The organism is Clostridium sp. CX1, from assembly GCF_025398335.1.
Classification (GTDB): Bacteria; Bacillota; Clostridia; order Clostridiales; family Clostridiaceae; genus Clostridium_AM; species Clostridium_AM tanneri.
This window is the reverse complement of the sequence record NZ_JAODOO010000001.1, coordinates 121,731-140,465: the sequence shown is the minus strand read 5'-3', so window position 1 is coordinate 140,465 and position 18,735 is coordinate 121,731. Positions and strand designations below refer to the sequence as shown.

Sequence of the window (18,735 nt, the reverse complement as noted above, 5' to 3'; positions counted from 1 at the left end):
ACCTTTCAAATATTTCCTTGTACTATTATAGCATCTAAATCTTTATATTCTCTATATTCTCTATGCCAAGGCTCCGCATAATATAAACTGTTATTTTCATACCTGCCTTCCCAGACAATAAGGATAACTCTTTCTTTACTTAAGTCTTCAAAAAGTCTAATTGGGTCTTGTTTTAATTCGGGCAAAAAAAGAAGCTCATAATTACTTAAGGCTAAAGTGTTCATATTATTGCTTTTAATTAAGTCCTTAATAAAACTATCTACACTTCTACTTCTTTTACTAACAGGTATTTCTAGTAATTTTTCACTTAATAATAAATTAAGGTTTATACAATCTAATCCTATTGCCGCTATAGCTTTTTCAAAGGCTACCTTTTTAGTATTAACAATGATAAGTTTATTTCTTTTTGATTTAGCTGCAGCTACAGCATCTGTCATCCTATAAATTAATTTTTCAGCTTCCATACCTCACCTACTATCTACTTATTTATAGAATTAGTCACTTATTAATCTATATCTTGTTATATATTCTTTATTTATTTTAAAAATCCTTCCTGGAGCTAATATTTTGTTAGTTTATGTAAATATAGGTATAAAAATAACTATATTTTTATCAGATACTAAGTTTACATTATCAAAAGTACTTTTTATTTTCATGCCCAAGCATAGAAGCCTTATACTTCTACATTTAGCTTTAATACCATAAATCATTTAAGCCTGTCGGATTTGACACATTATTTTACATTCTTGACTTTTGTTGTAATGCGATTTATTATTAAGCTGCTGTATCATATTCAAAATATTATTTTAATAACCTAGGAGGTGTTTGATGACCGAATGGATTTGTAAATGTGATGCAAGCAACAATGAAGCAATAGGAATGACTATAGGCCTTCAAATAATGAACGCAAAAACATCAGAAGAGTTTCTTTTTTCTGAATGTATTGGACCTTTTGGGGATTCTAATTTCGCCGAAGGTCAAGCCATTATTAAGTCTTTATTAAAGCTTGCAGAACTTTGTAAAAAGGATGATATTATTACTATCTATGGTGACAACCAAGATGTAATTGGTAAAGTGAATAAAATAATAATTCGAGGCATGAAAAAGGCCAAAAGAAAGCCACCTCAATATGTACTTAATATCATCAATCTTATGTCTAATTTTCAAAATATAGAATTAAAATGGATTCCAAGAAATCTTAATCGCAAAGCTCACTATCTAAGCCAAGAACCATTCTTAGATAAGTACATTGAGTATAGAGCAAAGAAAATCAATGTTAACTACATCAACGATAATACTTTTTTAGCTCAAAGTAGTAAAGATAAAAATATATATTATATTGTTGATTTAGAGCTTTGCACATGCACCTGCCGCTTCTTTAAATTGCAACATTGGTGGGAAAGAAAAAAGTGCAAGCATATCATTGCTGCTGAAAACTATACAAATAATCTTTAGACTTCAATATATAAAGGAGAAATATTAAGTGCCAAAAAGAAATGAAAATTTTGAAACAATGTTTAATGGACACAAAAGCACTACTGGCAAATCAAGAGCAATAAAACTAAAGACTGAAGAATCTATTATAGAAATTAATAGTGTTCAACTTCCGTTCATAGCTGAATATAAAGGCGAAAAGTTAAAAAGTATATACTATAAATGGATTAATCGAACAGGGAAACCTGCTCAAAGAGGTACCTATGTTTCTGGACATGAAGAATTTGGAGTTCCTACTTTAAGAGATTTAGACATCTTAGCTGCATTGCAAAGCATATTTATAAAAAATAAAACAAAGAACGGTATCTGCATATTAAAGACAGATTTCATCTTTGAAGAAGATCTAACCATAGATTTTACAATTAATGCTTTAGCAAAAGAATTAGGCTATAAAAGTTTTATAAATAATACGGTTCGTAATAATATACAAAATAGTATAGAAACTCTTTTGGCAACAAACATTGTTAATTGTTATGATGGCGGAATATACAACATCAAAAGCAAAAATTATATTAAAGATACTTCAACAAAGTATAAGTACATAGAAAGATGTCCAAATTACTATAATTCAAATACAACAGATAACTTGAAGCTTAATAATATAAGTAAAATAAAGCTAAATAGCTTCTTCTATGATATGATTATTAATGGACATTTTCTTGTATATAATAGAGAAAATTTAAGATTAACTAATAATCTTACTGCAAGGAAACTTTATTTGCTAATTTCACTGTGGATGCATACTAAAAGCAGTTTAACTGTATCAATTGATGATTTAATAGAATTTGTACCAGTAGCACAAAGTGAATTAAAATACCAAAGGCAATATATAAAAAAAGCTTTAAATATATTACATGAACGAAAAATATTTAATGGAGAATGTCCGTAGTTTTGTGTAAAATTAAATAGATAAGATTAATTTTAATTGGAAATTACTACAGGAAACGTGAACTGCACCCTGTCAAGTAGACAGTGGAAATAATAAAAAGGATCTAAGCGGTCAAAGCCCGATATTCCATTGGGCTGAGGCCGTTTAATTTTTTTTGTAATCTTTTGTTATTGTAGAAAAGCATATATTCATCAACCCCATTAGAGAGCTCCTCATATGTTTGATATTTATGTAAGTAATACTTTTCACACTTAAGAATTCCCCAAAACCCTTCCATAGGGCCATTATCAATACATCGACCAACTCGTGACATGCTTTGAGTCATTCCTACTACATCTAATTTTCGTTTGAATCTATTGGAGGTATACTGAAAACCACGATCACTGTGAATCATTGGACTTGCTCCATGAGAAACCTCTAGAGCCATATCAAGAGTTTTAAATACAAGGTTATTATTATTAGAGTGTCCAAGTACATATGCAACAATACTTTTATCATACAGATCCAAAATAGCACTTAAATACGCTTTCTGGGAGTTCCCATATTTGAATTCAGTAACGTCTGTAACCCACTTCTCATTTGGATTGGTAGCAGTAAATTCGCGGTTGAGCAGGTTTTCTGCTACATGTTGAGGTTTAGATTTTATGTAACGACTCTTTTTACTTCTAATAACAGACTGTAGACTCAAAAGCTTCATAAGTCTATAGATGCGTTTATGGTTGAAAGCCTTGTCCAGCCTTCGGTTTAAATTCATCATAATTCTTCTATAGCCATAAATACCGTCAACTTCCTCGTAGAGTTCAACAATCTTTGTTATTAACATCTTGTTTTCAGTTTCTGTGGCAGATTCTTCACGATTTAGCCACTTATAGTATGAAGAGCGTGAAACCATTGCTATCTCGCATAATAGAGATATTGAAAATTTACTTTTTTTATGAAGTTGTGAGATTGCAATATACTTATTCTCTTGTCGTAGACGGCTTAAGATCGCCCCCTTTCTAGTTCCTTCAATTTTTTTAAGAATTCATTCTCTGCCCTTAATCTTTCGTTTTCTATTTTTAATTTTTTCATTTCAAGATTTACTCTATCTTCAGGTGTCAGTTCCTCTTCGTCCTTATTCCGACCTCGTCGGTCTTTCAAGGCGTCCTCTCCACCAGATTCATATTTCTTTACCCATTGGTATACTTGTTGGTAGGAGACATTATAAGCTTCAGCAGTATTTTGATAGTTTTTGTTTCTATCTATGCAGTAAAAGACAATTTCAATTCTTTCTTCTAAAGAAGTAGTTCTGCTCTTTGTCATAGATTGGTTCATTCCTTTCGTAGGTGACGCTATTTCTCTATGACTATTATACTTCTTTATCCAATGTTTCAGTAATGATTTGTCTGATATTTCGTACTTCTGCACAACTTCTGTTAGTGAATATTCTCCTGAGGAATAGTCTATTACAGCCTGTTCCTTCAGCTCTTTTGAATATGATTTCCATGTTTTTGATTCTTTTAGCCCATCTAAACCATATTTTTCAAAATTATATATCCACTTTTTAAGAGTAGCTTCATTGATTTTATACATAGAAGCAATCTTCACCATTGATCCAATTCCATCCTCATATGCCATTAAGATTTTATACTTTTCTTCTGCTGTATACTTAGTTCTTCTGGACATAAAAATGCTCCTCCTTAAAGTAAAAGATTTTTATTTTTTAATCTGTCTACTTTAAAGGGAGCATATCAACGCTTTCTGTAGTAATTTTTATTTTTTAGGGAATGACTAAATACTGAGATAGTATAGCTTATATTTATTATTATAATTTGCAAAATCTCTAATATTATTCACTCTATTCCAAAAAAGTACAAGCGTAGCTTTTTAGATAAACTGTTCAAGCCTATCTTCAAACATTATACTAAGTTGAGCTAATGTTAAAGACCAATTCTGGCTAGGCGAAGTCCATTTAGTCATAATCTGCTCTGTAGCTAAATATAGAGCCTTCATTAATGAATCATCCGTAGGAAAGGATGTTCTAATCTTAGTAAATTTTCTTAGCTGTCTATTGAATCCCTCTAAGGCATTTGTAGTGTATATTATTCTTCTAATCTCTGGTGGGAAAGCAAAGTATGTAGATAAATTCTCCCAGTTATTCCTCCAAGACTGTATAACTATTGAATACTTTTCTCCCCAAGTATCTTCCAGAGTTTGAAGAGAGTTTAGAGCTACCTGTTCACCTGTTGCTTGATATACAGATTTTAAATCCTTCATAAAAGCCTTGATATCTTTTGAAGCTACATACCTTATAGAATTTCTAATTTGATGTATTATGCAATTTTGTATACTTACATTAGGAAATACAGCTTTTATAGCGTCAGGTAAACCTTTAAGACCATCCATACAGGCAATTAGTATATCTCTTACCCCTCTGTTTTTAAGGTCGTTGCAAACTGATAACCAAAACTTAGCTCCCTCCTGTTCTCCAATCCAAATGCCAAGTATATCTTTATAACCTTTTGTATCTAAAGCCATACAAATGTATGCAGCCTTACTTACAATTCTATGCTCTTCTCTAACCTTAAAATGAACAGCATCCATATAGACTATAGGGTATACAGGGTCTAACGACCTGTTCTGCCAGGCGATAGCCGTCTCCATTACCTTATCTGTTATTTTCGAAATCATTGTAGGAGATATGTCTACACCGTAGAGTTCATCAATTTCTGACTTAATATCATCCACAGACATGCCTCTTGCATATAAGCCTATAACCTTCTTATCAAGTTCATTACAAACCGTTTCATATTTCTTCACAATTCTAGGCTCAAATTCCGACTTTCGATCCCTCGGAACATTTACGTCAACTTCTCCAAAACTTGTTCTAATATTCTTTTGGCTATAACCATTTCTATAATTCCTACCGCCGTTACTATTCCTCTCATACTTCTCTCTGCCGAGATGTTCTTCCATCTCAGCTTCTAAGAACTGCTGAATTATGTTTCCAAATAACCGTTGCATCAATCCATTTTTTCCAACTAGGTCCTCCATGCTTTTGCATTTATTAAGTTCCTTATTTAAATCTATATCTGGTATTTGTAGTTGTTTCATTTCCTTTTCTCCTCTCAAAAACATTTATGTTATTTTTTCCATAAATACCAGCTATCTATACAGAAAGAAGCGTAAATAGATTTGAATTTACACAAATCTATTTACGCTCCCATTTAATGTTTTATACTTACCTGATAATAAATATAAAATTGAAGTAATATAAAGTATCCCATATAGTTTTTAATTTACACAGGAAAGCAATTAGCTTCTAAATGTTTTCCTGTATAAATTAAATGTCAAATCCGACATAACCATTTCTATTATAATTAATTACAGTTTTGGTTTCTTACATTTATTATCTGTATTAATCATATTAATATGAATACTTTTTTAAAGAAATGTCCTCAGCTATCCCCTGTGTCAAATTTGACACACCACTTACACAATATATTCTCGATATTCTCTAACAGCAACTATCAATATGTTTTATCTTAAAAAATATATAACTAAAAAGAAAACAAGTAGCTCCAACTACTTGTTCTCGGATTAATTTTACAGCACTGACAGAAGCCAACGGCTCTATCCACTTATTATTATATCAAAATAGTTAAAATTATAAATATCTATTTTAATAATATATAGCTTCAATTCGCTTATTTAGTTATAAAATTACGTATATTTTTTTCCTAGTACCAGGCTATATCAATTAAAATGTATTTCTTAGTTTCATGCCCCACCCCTCTAAAGATATGAGTGGTTCATTTTGACCCAAATGAAAATGTATAATAAATAGTAATCAAATGACAAAAACTAATATACATCTCTCTCATCTATGCTTTCTTACGGTTAGTATCTGTAAGAATCATATCAATAGTATTAGTTTACATAGAGATGATCCCGTGTATTCTGTACCCTTCGTCAAATTTGACGCACCCCTCTCAACTAAATTTCCTATATGCTCTAGTGACAAATACCAATGTATTTTGTCTTTTAAAAATGATTCACCGCTTGTATTAATATCATGAACCTTATAATATCCCACTTCACTTATATATCTATAAAATCACATATATTTTCTCTCGGTACCAGGCTATATAAATCAAAATCCAATTCTTAGTTTCATGCCCCACCCCTTTATTGAATTACATGGTTCATTTTGACCTATCCAAAGCCTTCGGCTTAATTCACAACAGCTTAATCTAATTTGGCTTATACCTTAAACCCTTTTTTAACTATTCATCTTCCTTTTTCAGATTAAAGATTTAGCCCTTAGCAGGGCACTGGTGGTTCTTTTTTAACTTTTTATAAGTATGCTTAAACCTTTATAAAGCTCAACCTTATTTAAAGTATTGAATAACCATTAATATTTATATCTAAAGGAGGATTCATAATGAAATCAACTGAAAAATCTATTAAAACTTCTAATCTTATCAATCAGAAAGGTCTTAAAAAGATTAATCCTAAGCATGACTACAAGGCTGAATACACAAGACTTTTCCCTACCAAGATGTCTAGTTCAAACTTCTTATCTTTCTACACCCTTCATGTATTAAACAAACAAAACAGGCCTCTATATGGCAAAGAAATACTAGCATTCCTGCAAGACACAATAGGCTCTGCTGTTTGGAAGCCCTCACATGGAACTCTCTATCCTATTTTAAACAAGCTTACAGCAAACAACCTTATTGAGAACATAAAGATAGAGGACGATAAAAAGTATTATGCCCTTACTGAGCTTGGAAGAGAAGAATTAGAAATAAAAATGAAGGAGTTCAAGTCGATGATAATTGAATCCTATAAATTCTTCTCTAAACTTATTGAAGAAATATATGGTTTCAATGAGAATCAAAATGATACTACTACTTCTTAAAATACGTTTATAGCTATTATAATGGCTTAAGCATTAATCTCTGAAAACTCCATTCCACTTACTATAATCAAAAATCCAAACTCTTATGATTTTATCGTAATATCAAAAATGTGGTTCCTTTATAAGCATCTACAAATGTCTATAAGGTAGACAAACATTTATAGATGAATATTTATATACAAATGTTTATAGACATATATAAACATAGAATTGGTTCAAAATGACCTTCTGGTGTTTTGTGATAATGTCTTTATAACTACTCTCTTAACACTAGGATGTACTGATGATCAAAATGAACCAATGTATCAAAATGACACAAATATGCTGAATAATTATATACATTTCTATGTAATACTTACTACCGGTTCAAATTTAGCCATGATATATATAATACCTGCTTCTCAACAGCAATGTAACTTAGAAGCAATTATAAAGGTAAAAACCTCCTCATGTATATATATTGGTGAGGAGGCTTTTTCTCTAATACTCATGTTGCTTTAAGCTGCATCTAATACCGTGAAAGGTGTGGAAGCTGTGGAAGGCTAATTAACTCTTTTTTATATATTAACTATAGATTACTATATAGAAACTAGTAAAATATTAAAATTGACCCTCCACAACCTCCACTGCCTCCACTATACTCTTACCCCTATTAAATACACTCATGTATACTTTAAAAGGAGGGGGACCCTATATGATTAATGGACTGTTCTTCTTAAATGGATTATATTATTTGTATTAGTACGTTTAATCTCAAATTCTATTCCTAATCTTTCTAAGTTACTTTTTATAGATTTCAGTTTTTTGCTTACCATATTTGAGGTTGTTGGGAAATCTGAAGAACAAGTGTATATCTTTTCTTTAGCGGCTACCGTTTCTAAAACTGCTATTAAATCACTAGCTTTTCCACTCCAACTTTGATTGCTATCTAGCAGAGCTACAACTGCTGAAGCAAATGAATTAGAATTAATTGCTTCTGAATTCTGTTTGTTTATATTTCTTTCATACCTTGATAAAAATTCATTACCCAAGCCACCAATGGCTTCTGCTATTGCATACCCCCAAGAAGTGAAGTCAGCCATTCTATTTAATTTTATTGTTGATGAATAAGAATACACTCTTATTGCTTTTGATAATATGTCAAAAATGCCTCCTAATATCTCTGGCATTACAAGTCTTAATTCTTCCAACAACTTATACTCACTTTTTCTATTTGAATCTTGAATTCTATCTAATTCAAATAGAATTGATCTATCAAGCAAATCATCCTTCTTTGGAATAACATCTATACCATTTAAGGAAACACAGCGTTTGTAAGTAAATACAACATCATCTTCATTAGTATATATTCCTCTCTTGGAATATCCTTCTCCAGTAACAGCTCTACATAAGGTATCGCTTGTTACATCTCCTATATTGGATATATTATCAAAGTTACAAAACCAATTATGAGCTAGATTCTGTATAAGCTCTTCATTGTTTTTAGGAAATGTTATTGTTGGCATAATTGAAGGATCAATTATCATCTTCATTACTTTAGAAGCTGTAGTCTTTGCCGAACCCTTTTCACCGTAAAATACTCCTATTGGATGAGCAATTTCAGGAATAAAGCAACTAATTAGGTATACCAAAAATAATAGTTTATCCTCCTCTTTAATATTAATATATCTAAATATTGAATTTATATCTCCACCGCCTACCGGTCTTACCTGCTCATTTTGCGTCTTATATCTTTTAAAAAATGCTAATGGATTACTATTTATCCTCCAACCAGATGCATCAATCTCAACAATCTCCCAATTCCTATTTACCAAATCATAATATATACTTTTGTCATCACCTGCTACACGAAGATTCAGTTTATATTGAATCCCATCAAATTTTGCATGAGCCTCTATTGAGTTTACAATATCTCTTATTGCCATAGTTGATATTGTTGTTTCATAGGTATCCCATACCTTTTTAATTAGCCAACTAGAAAAGTCTTCACCTTTGACAGCAAGTATCTCTTTATGAGCACCTACAGGTATAATAGCATGAGCCTCCTTTCTATCATCTATAAACAAATGAGCTTCTCTCAAAATATCTTTTACTAATACATCCTTTATATTAGTTTTTTGTCTTTGCTTGTTATCACAATTACTGATTATCTCACTCTCTTCATCTTTAAAAGTATACATATTAGTTAACGTGATCTGGTCTGGTGTTTTTATTTCATTTATATTATTATTCATAAAATTAGTCTCCCTTTCTAAAACTAGTATATCTATTAGTTTTTCTTAATAGCTTGCATACCTTTGCAAGTGCTCTTTCATATATTTTTTCTAAAAATTAAGACTCATCTGCATAACCGCAAAGGAGTCTTAAGTATTCTCTTGTCCAGCTTCGAAATCAAGCAACATTACATTTTACTAATAATTTTTCAAATTCACATGATTCAGCTATTTCTTCTAAAAATTTAACAGCTTCATTAATGGCTTTAACGTTTGCCAAGACTCTTTCAAAACATGTATTTCTAAAAAACTCTTCTTTCATAACTTTTACCCAATAATTTCTTTTCATAAACCAGTACTCCTTTTAAGCAATTTCCTTAGTGTAATCTTCCTTAACCATTTTTGTTATAATATATGTTTTGGAAGCTTTATATTTTGATTTCTGATTATTGCAGTTATACTTTAGCCTCATAAGCTTATATTTCTCTACTATTTCTTTTAGAGCTTTTTTGGTTTCAAATTCAGAATAAGCATCCTTCGCTTCTATTGACTGAAAAATATCTAGCTCCTTTACATAGCCTTGTTTTTCAATATTACTTAAGACAACATTTTCTATCTTATCTATTAGCTCATCCTTATTAATTTCACACACGCTATTGCAAAACAACATTTAAGTCACCCCAACTAAAAGATTCCAGCATTATACCTATCGTATAGAATCTTTGCACTAGTTATAAGGTATTCTATCTCTTCAAAGTTTAGATACACTTCTTTGTTCCCCCAGTCTGATCTTTCTGCCCTTATAAAGCTAACAAGCTTGTCTACAAAATCTGAAACCTTATCTGAATCATTATTTAATGCTTCAGGCTTAAATAAGTCACAAATATTACTAGCTCCCATAATAGAATGATTTTTTTCATCGTAGTCATAAGTTATTTTTTCATATTCATCTCTTGTAGTTCTTATTAACATTTCTATTCTCCTTTCTAAGCAGCATAATCTAGTGAATGCTTTTTATTAATATCTGTTCTAAAAATAAACTTCTCTCTAAGCTCTTCTGCTAGAGTCTTAACGAACTGATTTTCAAATTCAGCATCTACACTCTTTTGGGTCAATAACTCCTCCTTTACTCTTTCTTTTGACTTTCTATCATAGCTGATAGTAACTATTGAAACTTCCAAAATATCACCTCCTCTTACAACTTAGCTGTCGGATTTGACACTCTAGTTTTTGTAATCCAAGTTACATTTATATTTATATTTCGTTCTTGTTTTACATATTAGCATATATTTTTTCACTTGTAAACCAGGATACAAAAAATATTTTATTTGTATCCTGGATTATTTTAGTATATAATATTTTTTGAGGTGAATATTATGTTTAATAAAGAAAAATTTAGTGAATTATTAAAAGCTTCTATTGGTGCAAACAGAAGTATTACTGACTTCTCAAAGGAATGCGGGGTTGCAAGACCTTACATATCTAAATTTTTAAATTGTAAATTAGAAAAAGCCCCCTCTCCTGAAATAATAAAAAAGTTTTCTAGTGTTGCTTATAATAATATAAAGGAGGCTGACCTTTTACTTGCTGCTGGTTACGAGATAAGTGATATTGATCACTTTAATCTAACTTTTGAGGCTGCTATTGAAGATGGTTCTCTAAATAATCCTGTTTCAGATACTAGAAGCAAAATAAACAAATTGTATCTTGAAAACAACACAAGTAGCAGTATCCCAATTAGAGTTCCTGTTTTGTCTTTTATTGATGATAAAAACATAATTTCTAATGATGATGAGAATGTAATTAGCTATGAATATGTACCTAGTACTTTAGCTTACGATGCTTCGAAATGCTTCTACTATATAGCAGAAGATGATAGTATGTCTAATGCACGAATCCATGATGGTGATGCTGTGTTTATAATTCCCAATATAACTTATAAGCATAATGACATTGTGCTTTTATTAAAAGATGGTGAAGCTTTTTTAAGAAGATATAAGAAATTGAGTAATGTACACTTATTCCAAGCTGAAAGCAACGATTTTGATAGCTTCGCATTAACAAATAATGATCTTAAAAATTCTAAAATAACTATTTTAGGTACTGTTGAGCATATAAAGATAAGAACAAAGATTTAGGAAGGGATGATGTTTTTTGAATGGAGCAATATATGCGAGATATAGTTCAGATAATCAGCGTGAAGAGTCAATTGATGCACAAATCCGTGCTATAAAAGAATATGCAGATAAAAGTGGAATAATAATTACTAAGGTATACACTGATGAAGCAAGATCAGCAACAACAGATAATAGGCCTAAATTTCTTGAAATGATAAAAGATAGTGAGTATGGACTATTCGATGCTGTAATAGTACATAAGCTTGATCGTTTTTCAAGAGATAGATATGATAGTGCTCATTATAAAAGAATTCTCAAAAAGAATAATGTAAGGCTTATATCTGTGCTAGAACATTTGGATGACAGTCCTGAAAGCATAATACTTGAATCAGTTCTTCAAGGCATGGCTGAATATTATTCTAAGAACTTAGCTAGAGAAGTTATGAAAGGTATGAAAGAAACTGCACTGCAGTGTAAACACACAGGAGGTCTTCCCCCATTAGGTTACGATGTAGATCCTGAAACAAAGAAATATATTATAAATGAACAAGAAGCAAAATCAGTAAAGTTAATTTTTGAGATGTATTCTGAAGGACATGGCTACAATACTATCGTAGACAGACTTAACCTATTAGGCTATAAGACCAAAATAGGAAGAAGCTTTGGTAAAAACAGCATATCAGAAATACTAAGAAATGAAAAATACATAGGTACTTTTATATTTAATAAGGCACCTAAGTCCTTCAATGGTAAGCGTAATTCACATAGAACCAAAAGTCCTGAGGAGATTATAAAAATAGAAAATGGATTACCTGCTATTATTTCAAAGGATATTTTTGATAAAGTTCAAAAAAGAATGCTTAATAATAAAAGAAATGCTACAAATAAGGCTAAAGAAGTTTATCTATTGTCTGGGAAAATGGTTTGTGGCTGCTGTGGAGCTTCTATGGTAGGTCATACTAGTTATTCTGGAAGGAATAAAGCAAAGTACTCTACTTATAATTGCAGCTCTAGATATAGAACAAAACAATGTGGTATGAAAAATATACAGAAGAACTTTGTTGAAGAACTTGTACTTAATGAAATAAAAAGCAAAATCTTAAATCCTTCCTCAATAAAAAGACTTACGAAAAAACTTATAGAACACTATAACAAGATGTTAAATTCTAATAATGATGAATTAAAAAGTCTAGATAAACGCCTAAAAGAAATAGATTTTGAAATTGGCAATATTGTCAATGCTATCTCTCAAGGAATGTTTCACAACTCCTTTAAAGAAAAGATGGACAACCTCGAAGCTGAAAAAACTAGAATATCCAGCTATATAAATGAAATAAAAGCTACAATGAATAGTAGCGAACTTAATGAAAAACTTATCGAGCAGTATTTAATTAAAGATATAACTGCTATAAATGAAAAAAGTGCTAATGATCTAAAAACAATCATTAACACTTATGTAGAATCAGTTTTAGTACATGAAGATAAGGTTGACATTAACCTTATCCTCTTTTTTGTACATATCAATGGTGGAGGCGAACCTCATTGAACTCCTCACCAAAGAACATAGTATACTGTAATTACTTCTTTCAGCCTGGTTTCCATACATACACCAGTGAAAACTGCTTAATGCAAATAAGGTATAGAAGATAGTCTTCCATACCCTATTATTAATTACTCAGTATAACAAACGATAGGCGTTCCTGGTGTGATGTTATTATATATGGCATTTGCTAAATAATATGGTGAATTAATGCATCCATGAGAACCGTTTTTCACATAAATATCTTTTCCAAACTCTGTTCTCCATGTTGCATCGTGAATACCTATATTTCCGTTAAAGGGCATCCAGAAATCAACTGGTGAACTATAGCCTTCTCCCTTCAATGTAGCATTTCTTTCTTTATAATTTAATACATATGTTCCTGCAGGTGTTCCGAAATTTGCGCTTGTATTTCCAGTAACAATATCGCCTTCTGTAACAAGAGCTCCATTCTTATAAAACCACATATGCTGTCTTGTTAAATTGATTTCTACATAGGTACTTCCAATATCGTTTTTATCATGGGATACTGCCTTTTGTGAATATATTGGTTCTTTCTTTGCATCTTTGCCCTTTTTTATCACTTCAATTAAACTCCTTACTTCTTCTGCCTTGCTAATAACCCATCCGTAGTTACCACCATCTACTTGTACAATTTTTCCTGTTGATGCAGCAAACTTTCTTGTTTCTCCAAAGGTATTATATTTAACAGCCAATGAATCTACATAGGTTCTAACCTTTTTTTCATTAAATCCAACCTTCATATTTTCATCTACATAAAGCCACTTGTTTATAGTTGACCCATCTAAAATTTCTTCATTGCTGCCAAAATTATAGGTAACCTTTAAATTTGTATATTTGTTTAGAAGTTCCATAGCTTCTTTAGCTTCTTTAGATTTTGAAGTGTATTTTGGCTTTTCATAACAATTAGCCTGCTCTAGATTTAATAGATTATTTTGATTTAAAATTGCATTTTGTACACTTTCATAAACAGCTTCTTTTTTTATTTTGTTTCCGTTAACCTCAGGTATCATCTTATAACCATTATCTGAATACTCAAAGGAAACATCTTTAGGTTCATTTACCTCTTTACTGCTAAAGAAATTTTCCTTATTTAATTTTTCTTTCAATAACTCTTTGTCAAAGGTTATTAAACCCTCTATCTGCTCATGATTTTTATTAAAAATGGAAGAGATCCATTTAAATGAATCTTGCTTACTTTTAAATTCTTTAATTTTATTCCCCTCATTAATTGCTAATCCAATCTCTTTCCCATTGATTTTCCCTTTAATTCCATCTTGTCCCTCTATTTCCAACGAATATTTAGAAATAACTGATATTATTTTTTCCTCCGCTTGTTTTGTAGTTTTAAGCGAAACATCAATGCCATTAATTTGTGAACGAAAGAAAAAATGATTAGCAAAAAATATTGTTGCTGCTAGATACATAAAAGCTAAAGCACTTAATCCTACTATAATCTTTTTCTTATCACTCATATGTTTGTTTCTTTTTTTCCTCATAATAAATATCATCCCTTTAATTATTGTTAATATGCAAAATTTTATCTTTAAAATACCTTTTATATTTTAACATTTTATTTAAAATAAATATATAAATATTAAAATTATTATTAGGGAAACTACATTAAATTTTAAATTATAATTAAAGTGGATTAATTTCTTGGATTTACTACAAAAAAATGCCTAAAAGACTGATTATAATAAAAAAACTGTAATTTAGCATTATGCTATAGTACAGCTTTTTCGCAACTGAATTATTAGTTACAACTACCTATATTGTTAAAATTTAAGACACGGACCGTGACCGGTAGCCACAAATTTAGGATTTAACTGCATCAAAGTTTGCTGCAGTTTTGCTCTTGCTTCAGAGTCTGACACCTGCTGCGGAGTAATACTGTCTATTTCTACTTTCCAATTACCTTCTATTACTGTATTATGGGATTCTCCAAAGCCAAATACTAAATCACTGCTAAAGAATATTCCCCTTTTGTTTTCTATTAATAATAACCCTTCCCACAGGTGCATTTCAGATGGATAGTTAATGAACTCAAGCTCATAGTCACTGGAAATTAGCTTCTCTCCTGGCTTTTTAACTAGTACATCCTTTGCTATTCCAAATCCACTTAATTGTCTTGCTGTAACCTCAGAACAGATTGGTTTTACCTCAGGAAAATGCTTTAATATTAGGGATAGACCTCCGCATTCATCTGATTCAAAGTGAGAAACAAAAATATATTTTAATGTTCTTCCATTAAGAATCTCTTTTAACTGCGGTATAAGAACCTCTGTCTGCTCCATGCTACCTGTATGAACTAATATAGGCTCATCGGCTAATAACAGATACTGGTGAAATGTAAGGTCTATAGGTGGAACATAGGAACTAAACTGGTGTAAATCTTCGTAAATATTTGACTCTTTAACAACAACATTCATAATAATAACTTCCTTTCACCCTTTTAATGATTATATATTATTTTGTCTAAAACTATTTTATATATGTCAACCTCAATTTTGTAAATGGAGGACTCACTTAGAGTTTTGCAAGCCCTTATAGTATCTTTAATATTTCTACTGTATAATTTTCACTTGGAGCATTAACTTCAACTATATCCCCAGCCTTTTTCCCCATCAATGCTTTACCTAAATCTGATTCTACACTTATAAGCATATTTTCTGGATCTGCATCGATAGTGGTTACTAATGACATAGTTTCTTCGTATTCATCCTCTATAAATTTAGCAATAAACTTACTGTTAACCCCAAGTACTGATTTATCTAAACTTTTATCGTCTATTACAGTTGCAGTTGAAATCATAGTCAATAAATATTGGATTCTGTTATCATTTTCTCTGTAGTTTGCACAAGCTTCTTTATACTCTGCATTTTCCGACCTATCCCCATGTGCAGCAGCCACTAATTTCTCCTTTGCTATTTCCGCTCTTTTTACTGTCATTCTATATTCTAATTCTTCTTTTAATTTATTCATATTTTCTTGTGTCAGTATATTATTCATAATAAGGTATCCCTCCTTAAGATATATTACGTTACTATTATACAATAGCCTATATTATTATTATTTTAATAGTAAGTCATTAATTAGGCAAGAATTATGTAATATACATCTCATTTCCATATAAAAGTAAAAGGCTTTAGAGTTAGAGAGACAGTTTATGCTAAATATTTGTAACTTTTCATTTACTTGATATATAATTAGACAAATAGGTGATTATGATCTATTACATTTTAATAACATTTTTAGGAGGAATTTATTATGGCTACTTTTGAAGATTTTATGAAATTAGATATCAGAGTTGGAGAAATTACTAAAGTGGAGTTTTTTGAAAAAGCGAAAAAACCTGCTTATAAATTATGGGTTGATTTTGGTAATGAAATTGGCATAAAAAAATCCAGTGCTCAGATTACTGACTGTTACAGTAAAGAAGAACTTGTAGGTAAGCAAGTTTTAGGAGTGGTAAACTTTCTGCCAAGACAAATTGCTGATTTCATGTCAGAGGTGCTAGTCTTAGGAGTTTACGCTGCACAAGGAGTGGTGTTGATACAACCTCAACAACCTGTTAAAAAAGGTGACAAATTAGGATAATGAGTAATTTTTATAAATACCCTGGCAGGTAGATTTATGGCCAAGACAGTTGCGATTGTAACATTTATGGAATTGGCTGCAGAGTTTTATTCAGGACAGTTAAAAGAATTATTTGGGGATTTAATTGAAACTAAGTTATTCTCAGTTGAAAAGCATACAACTAACCAAGGGATAACTGGAGATATTATTATTGTTTCAACTTATTCAATTTATAAGGCAATAAAAAATAACCTTTCAGTTGAAAGTGAAGTAGTAATTCCTAATCTGACCTTATCTAAATCAGCCCTTAGTAAAATTAAGTCAATTCCTAGGGGAACAAAATGTATGCTTATCAACTCTAGTGTAGATATGTGTATTGATACTATTTCTTTGATTGGGCAATTAGGTGTAAATCATGTGGAATTTGTCCCTGTGTACCCTGGAATGAGTAAAATTCCAAATCTTAAGTTAGCAGTTACACCAGGTGAATCAAGGTTTGCTCCTGAAAATATTAATAAACTAATAGATATTGGTGATAGAATTTTTGATGTTAGTACTATAATAGAAATAGTATTAAAACTTAACCTTGAATTTTTGCTTAAAGATGAAAAGTTTATCCGCTACTCTGAAAGAATTGCAACAAACACCTACAGCCTGGAAAAGCTAGCTGGCAAGACAAACAAACTTGAAAGCCAATTTGATATTTTATTAAGAACAATTGATGAAGGCATAATTGGTATTAATCCTGATGGTGTTGTCTTTGCAATTAATAGCAGTGCTGAAAGAATTATTAAAATTGTAAAGAAAATATACCTAAAATTAAACCTAATATTCCAGAAGCTACTTATTTAATTTGGATAGATTGTAAAGACCTTGGAATGACCGCTGACCAATTAAAAAACTTTATGACTAATGAAGCTAAATTAGGTTTAGGATTATGGTATGGGGAAGAAAGTAAAGATCATGTAAGAATGAATATTGCCTGTCCTAGAACAATAGTTGAACAAGCATTGCTAAGATTAAAAGCAGCTGTTGATACTCTACAATAATTATACTAGGTTTATGGATTCTCTTTAACTTTGATACTAACAATCCATTGAAGGTATTAAAAATCAATACTTTCAATGGATTGCTTAATCTTATTATCCTTGCTTTTATCTACCCTAGCTAAAAAATATCCCGGATTTTTCCATAGTCCTTACCTAGTTCTCTCTGCATTACTTCCTGGAAAATACCAGCGCTTTTGTAAAAATACATATCATGTCTTACACATTCAGCAGCAAGTGCTATCATAGGTTTACTTTCTGTCCAAATAACTTCCGCCATGCTGTCACTTAGAATTTGCCCAAAGACAACCTCTTTCATGTCTGAAACAAGTGTAATCCACCTGCCCCCCATTTCTTTGCGCTTTTCATCTACTAATCCATGTCTGCAGTATTTCTTTAACGGAACCTCGGAATTTTCATTGTTACTGAAGTAAACAATCCCCATTCTAACATCTTGTTCTTCTAACTCTTGTATATCCTTTAGCAAATTTGGTAAATCTTCTTCCCATATCTGCATCAATAGTTCACTCTTCGTCTTTTTAATAATCTCTCTACATTTTGCAAACACATTAGAATTTTGACGGATATGCCATATGTAATCTAAATCAGTTTTTGCAGGATATTCTTTTAATCGTTCTGTAAGATCCTCCAATACCTCTTCCGTTTCATGTTTTACTCTTTGCGAGATTTCATCTATTGGAACTGCTGCATATCTATTATTGTTTTCCTGCTCTGTATAAAGAATAAATCCCTTTGAAACTAATGATTCTAGTATATTATAGATTTTAGACCTCGCTACTGATGATAACTTGCTTGCTTCATAACCGGAGGTACTTCCATGTCGAAGTAATGCTAGATATACCTTTGCCTCTGCATCAGTTAAGCCAATTTTATTTAATAAAATAATTTCATTATCTACCATACTTATATCCT

20 protein-coding genes are annotated in these 18,735 nt (G+C 30.9%); 8 read left to right on the top strand and 12 right to left on the bottom strand.

Annotation, left to right across the window (positions count from 1 at the left end; all coding sequences use genetic code 11):
- Window positions 1-5: 5 nt before the first annotated feature.
- Window positions 6-464, bottom strand: coding sequence for a BREX-3 system P-loop-containing protein BrxF (gene brxF, locus N4T77_RS00665; protein ID WP_261669783.1), 459 nt, complete (start codon window positions 462-464; stop codon window positions 6-8).
- A 364-nt stretch (window positions 465-828) separates the two neighbouring features.
- On the opposite strand from brxF, the gene N4T77_RS00660 reads away from it, so the two are divergent.
- Both N4T77_RS00660 and N4T77_RS00655 read left to right on the top strand, forming a co-directional pair.
- Window positions 829-1,455 carry a reverse transcriptase-like protein gene (locus N4T77_RS00660; protein ID WP_261669782.1) on the top strand — a complete coding sequence of 209 codons (627 nt, stop codon included), beginning with the start codon at window positions 829-831 and terminating at the stop codon, window positions 1,453-1,455.
- 28 nt (window positions 1,456-1,483) lie between these two features.
- Window positions 1,484-2,383 (top strand): hypothetical protein, encoded by a 900-nt coding sequence (locus N4T77_RS00655; RefSeq protein ID WP_261669781.1) that lies wholly within the window; start codon window positions 1,484-1,486, stop codon window positions 2,381-2,383.
- A 103-nt stretch (window positions 2,384-2,486) separates the two neighbouring features.
- Here N4T77_RS00655 and N4T77_RS20245 read toward each other — a convergent pair.
- A protein-coding gene (locus tag N4T77_RS20245) for an IS3 family transposase (protein ID WP_396125069.1) occupies window positions 2,487-4,048 on the bottom strand; the annotation gives its coding sequence in 2 pieces (ribosomal slippage) (window positions 2,487-3,391 and window positions 3,391-4,048; 1,563 coding nt in all).
- A 201-nt stretch (window positions 4,049-4,249) separates the two neighbouring features.
- Window positions 4,250-5,476, bottom strand: coding sequence for an IS256 family transposase (locus N4T77_RS00640; RefSeq protein ID WP_261669779.1), 1,227 nt, complete (start codon window positions 5,474-5,476; stop codon window positions 4,250-4,252).
- A gap of 1,330 nt (window positions 5,477-6,806) precedes the next feature.
- On the opposite strand from N4T77_RS00640, the gene N4T77_RS00635 reads away from it, so the two are divergent.
- Window positions 6,807-7,286, top strand: a complete 480-nt coding sequence (locus N4T77_RS00635; RefSeq protein WP_261669778.1) for a PadR family transcriptional regulator — start codon at window positions 6,807-6,809, stop codon at window positions 7,284-7,286.
- Between the two features lie 698 nt (window positions 7,287-7,984).
- On the opposite strand, the gene N4T77_RS00630 is transcribed toward N4T77_RS00635, so the two are convergent.
- The 5 genes from N4T77_RS00630 to N4T77_RS00610 all read right to left on the bottom strand — a co-directional run bounded on the left by N4T77_RS00630 (window position 7,985) and on the right by N4T77_RS00610 (window position 10,680).
- Entirely contained in the window at window positions 7,985-9,520 is a 1,536-nt protein-coding gene (locus N4T77_RS00630; protein WP_261669777.1) for a hypothetical protein, read from the bottom strand.
- 157 nt (window positions 9,521-9,677) lie between these two features.
- A complete protein-coding gene (locus tag N4T77_RS00625) occupies window positions 9,678-9,848 on the bottom strand; it encodes a hypothetical protein (RefSeq protein ID WP_261669776.1) in 171 nt (56 codons plus the stop codon).
- A 15-nt stretch (window positions 9,849-9,863) separates the two neighbouring features.
- Window positions 9,864-10,169 (bottom strand): hypothetical protein, encoded by a 306-nt coding sequence (locus N4T77_RS00620; protein ID WP_261669775.1) that lies wholly within the window; start codon window positions 10,167-10,169, stop codon window positions 9,864-9,866.
- A 14-nt stretch (window positions 10,170-10,183) separates the two neighbouring features.
- Window positions 10,184-10,471, bottom strand: coding sequence for a hypothetical protein (locus tag N4T77_RS00615; protein WP_261669774.1), 288 nt, complete (start codon window positions 10,469-10,471; stop codon window positions 10,184-10,186).
- Window positions 10,472-10,485: 14 nt separating this feature from the next.
- Window positions 10,486-10,680, bottom strand: a complete 195-nt coding sequence (locus tag N4T77_RS00610) for a hypothetical protein (protein WP_261669773.1) — start codon at window positions 10,678-10,680, stop codon at window positions 10,486-10,488.
- 195 nt (window positions 10,681-10,875) lie between these two features.
- Here N4T77_RS00610 and N4T77_RS00605 point away from each other — a divergent pair, with 195 nt between their 5' ends.
- Together N4T77_RS00605 and N4T77_RS00600 are read left to right on the top strand one after the other, a co-directional pair.
- Complete coding sequence (locus N4T77_RS00605; RefSeq protein ID WP_261669772.1) at window positions 10,876-11,637, top strand: LexA family transcriptional regulator; 762 nt, start codon at window positions 10,876-10,878, stop codon at window positions 11,635-11,637.
- A 16-nt stretch (window positions 11,638-11,653) separates the two neighbouring features.
- A complete protein-coding gene (locus tag N4T77_RS00600; protein WP_261669771.1) occupies window positions 11,654-13,162 on the top strand; it encodes a recombinase family protein in 1,509 nt (502 codons plus the stop codon).
- Window positions 13,163-13,287: 125 nt separating this feature from the next.
- Here N4T77_RS00600 and N4T77_RS00595 read toward each other — a convergent pair whose 3' ends face one another.
- The 3 genes from N4T77_RS00595 to greA all read right to left on the bottom strand — a co-directional run bounded on the left by N4T77_RS00595 (window position 13,288) and on the right by greA (window position 16,189).
- On the bottom strand, window positions 13,288-14,676 hold the full coding sequence (locus N4T77_RS00595; protein ID WP_261669770.1) for a L,D-transpeptidase family protein: 1,389 nt from the start codon (window positions 14,674-14,676) through the stop codon (window positions 13,288-13,290).
- 279 nt (window positions 14,677-14,955) lie between these two features.
- Entirely contained in the window at window positions 14,956-15,609 is a 654-nt protein-coding gene (locus N4T77_RS00590; protein WP_261669768.1) for an MBL fold metallo-hydrolase, read from the bottom strand.
- A 115-nt stretch (window positions 15,610-15,724) separates the two neighbouring features.
- Window positions 15,725-16,189, bottom strand: a complete 465-nt coding sequence (gene greA, locus N4T77_RS00585) for a transcription elongation factor GreA (protein ID WP_261669767.1) — start codon at window positions 16,187-16,189, stop codon at window positions 15,725-15,727.
- A 258-nt stretch (window positions 16,190-16,447) separates the two neighbouring features.
- Here greA and N4T77_RS00580 point away from each other — a divergent pair, with 258 nt between their 5' ends.
- Genes N4T77_RS00580 through N4T77_RS00570 form a run of 3 tightly spaced genes read left to right on the top strand, consistent with a single transcriptional unit; the run spans window position 16,448 to window position 17,805 of the window.
- Window positions 16,448-16,777, top strand: coding sequence for a tRNA-binding protein (locus N4T77_RS00580; RefSeq protein ID WP_261669765.1), 330 nt, complete (start codon window positions 16,448-16,450; stop codon window positions 16,775-16,777).
- Between the two features lie 36 nt (window positions 16,778-16,813).
- Window positions 16,814-17,608 (top strand): hypothetical protein, encoded by a 795-nt coding sequence (locus N4T77_RS00575; RefSeq protein WP_261669764.1) that lies wholly within the window; start codon window positions 16,814-16,816, stop codon window positions 17,606-17,608.
- Window positions 17,609-17,634: 26 nt separating this feature from the next.
- A complete protein-coding gene (locus tag N4T77_RS00570) occupies window positions 17,635-17,805 on the top strand; it encodes a hypothetical protein (protein WP_261669762.1) in 171 nt (56 codons plus the stop codon).
- A 118-nt stretch (window positions 17,806-17,923) separates the two neighbouring features.
- On the opposite strand, the gene N4T77_RS00565 is transcribed toward N4T77_RS00570, so the two are convergent.
- Window positions 17,924-18,724: a TrmB family transcriptional regulator gene (locus N4T77_RS00565; RefSeq protein WP_261669761.1), complete on the bottom strand. Its 801-nt coding sequence runs from the start codon at window positions 18,722-18,724 to the stop codon at window positions 17,924-17,926.
- Window positions 18,725-18,735 lie beyond the last annotated feature (11 nt).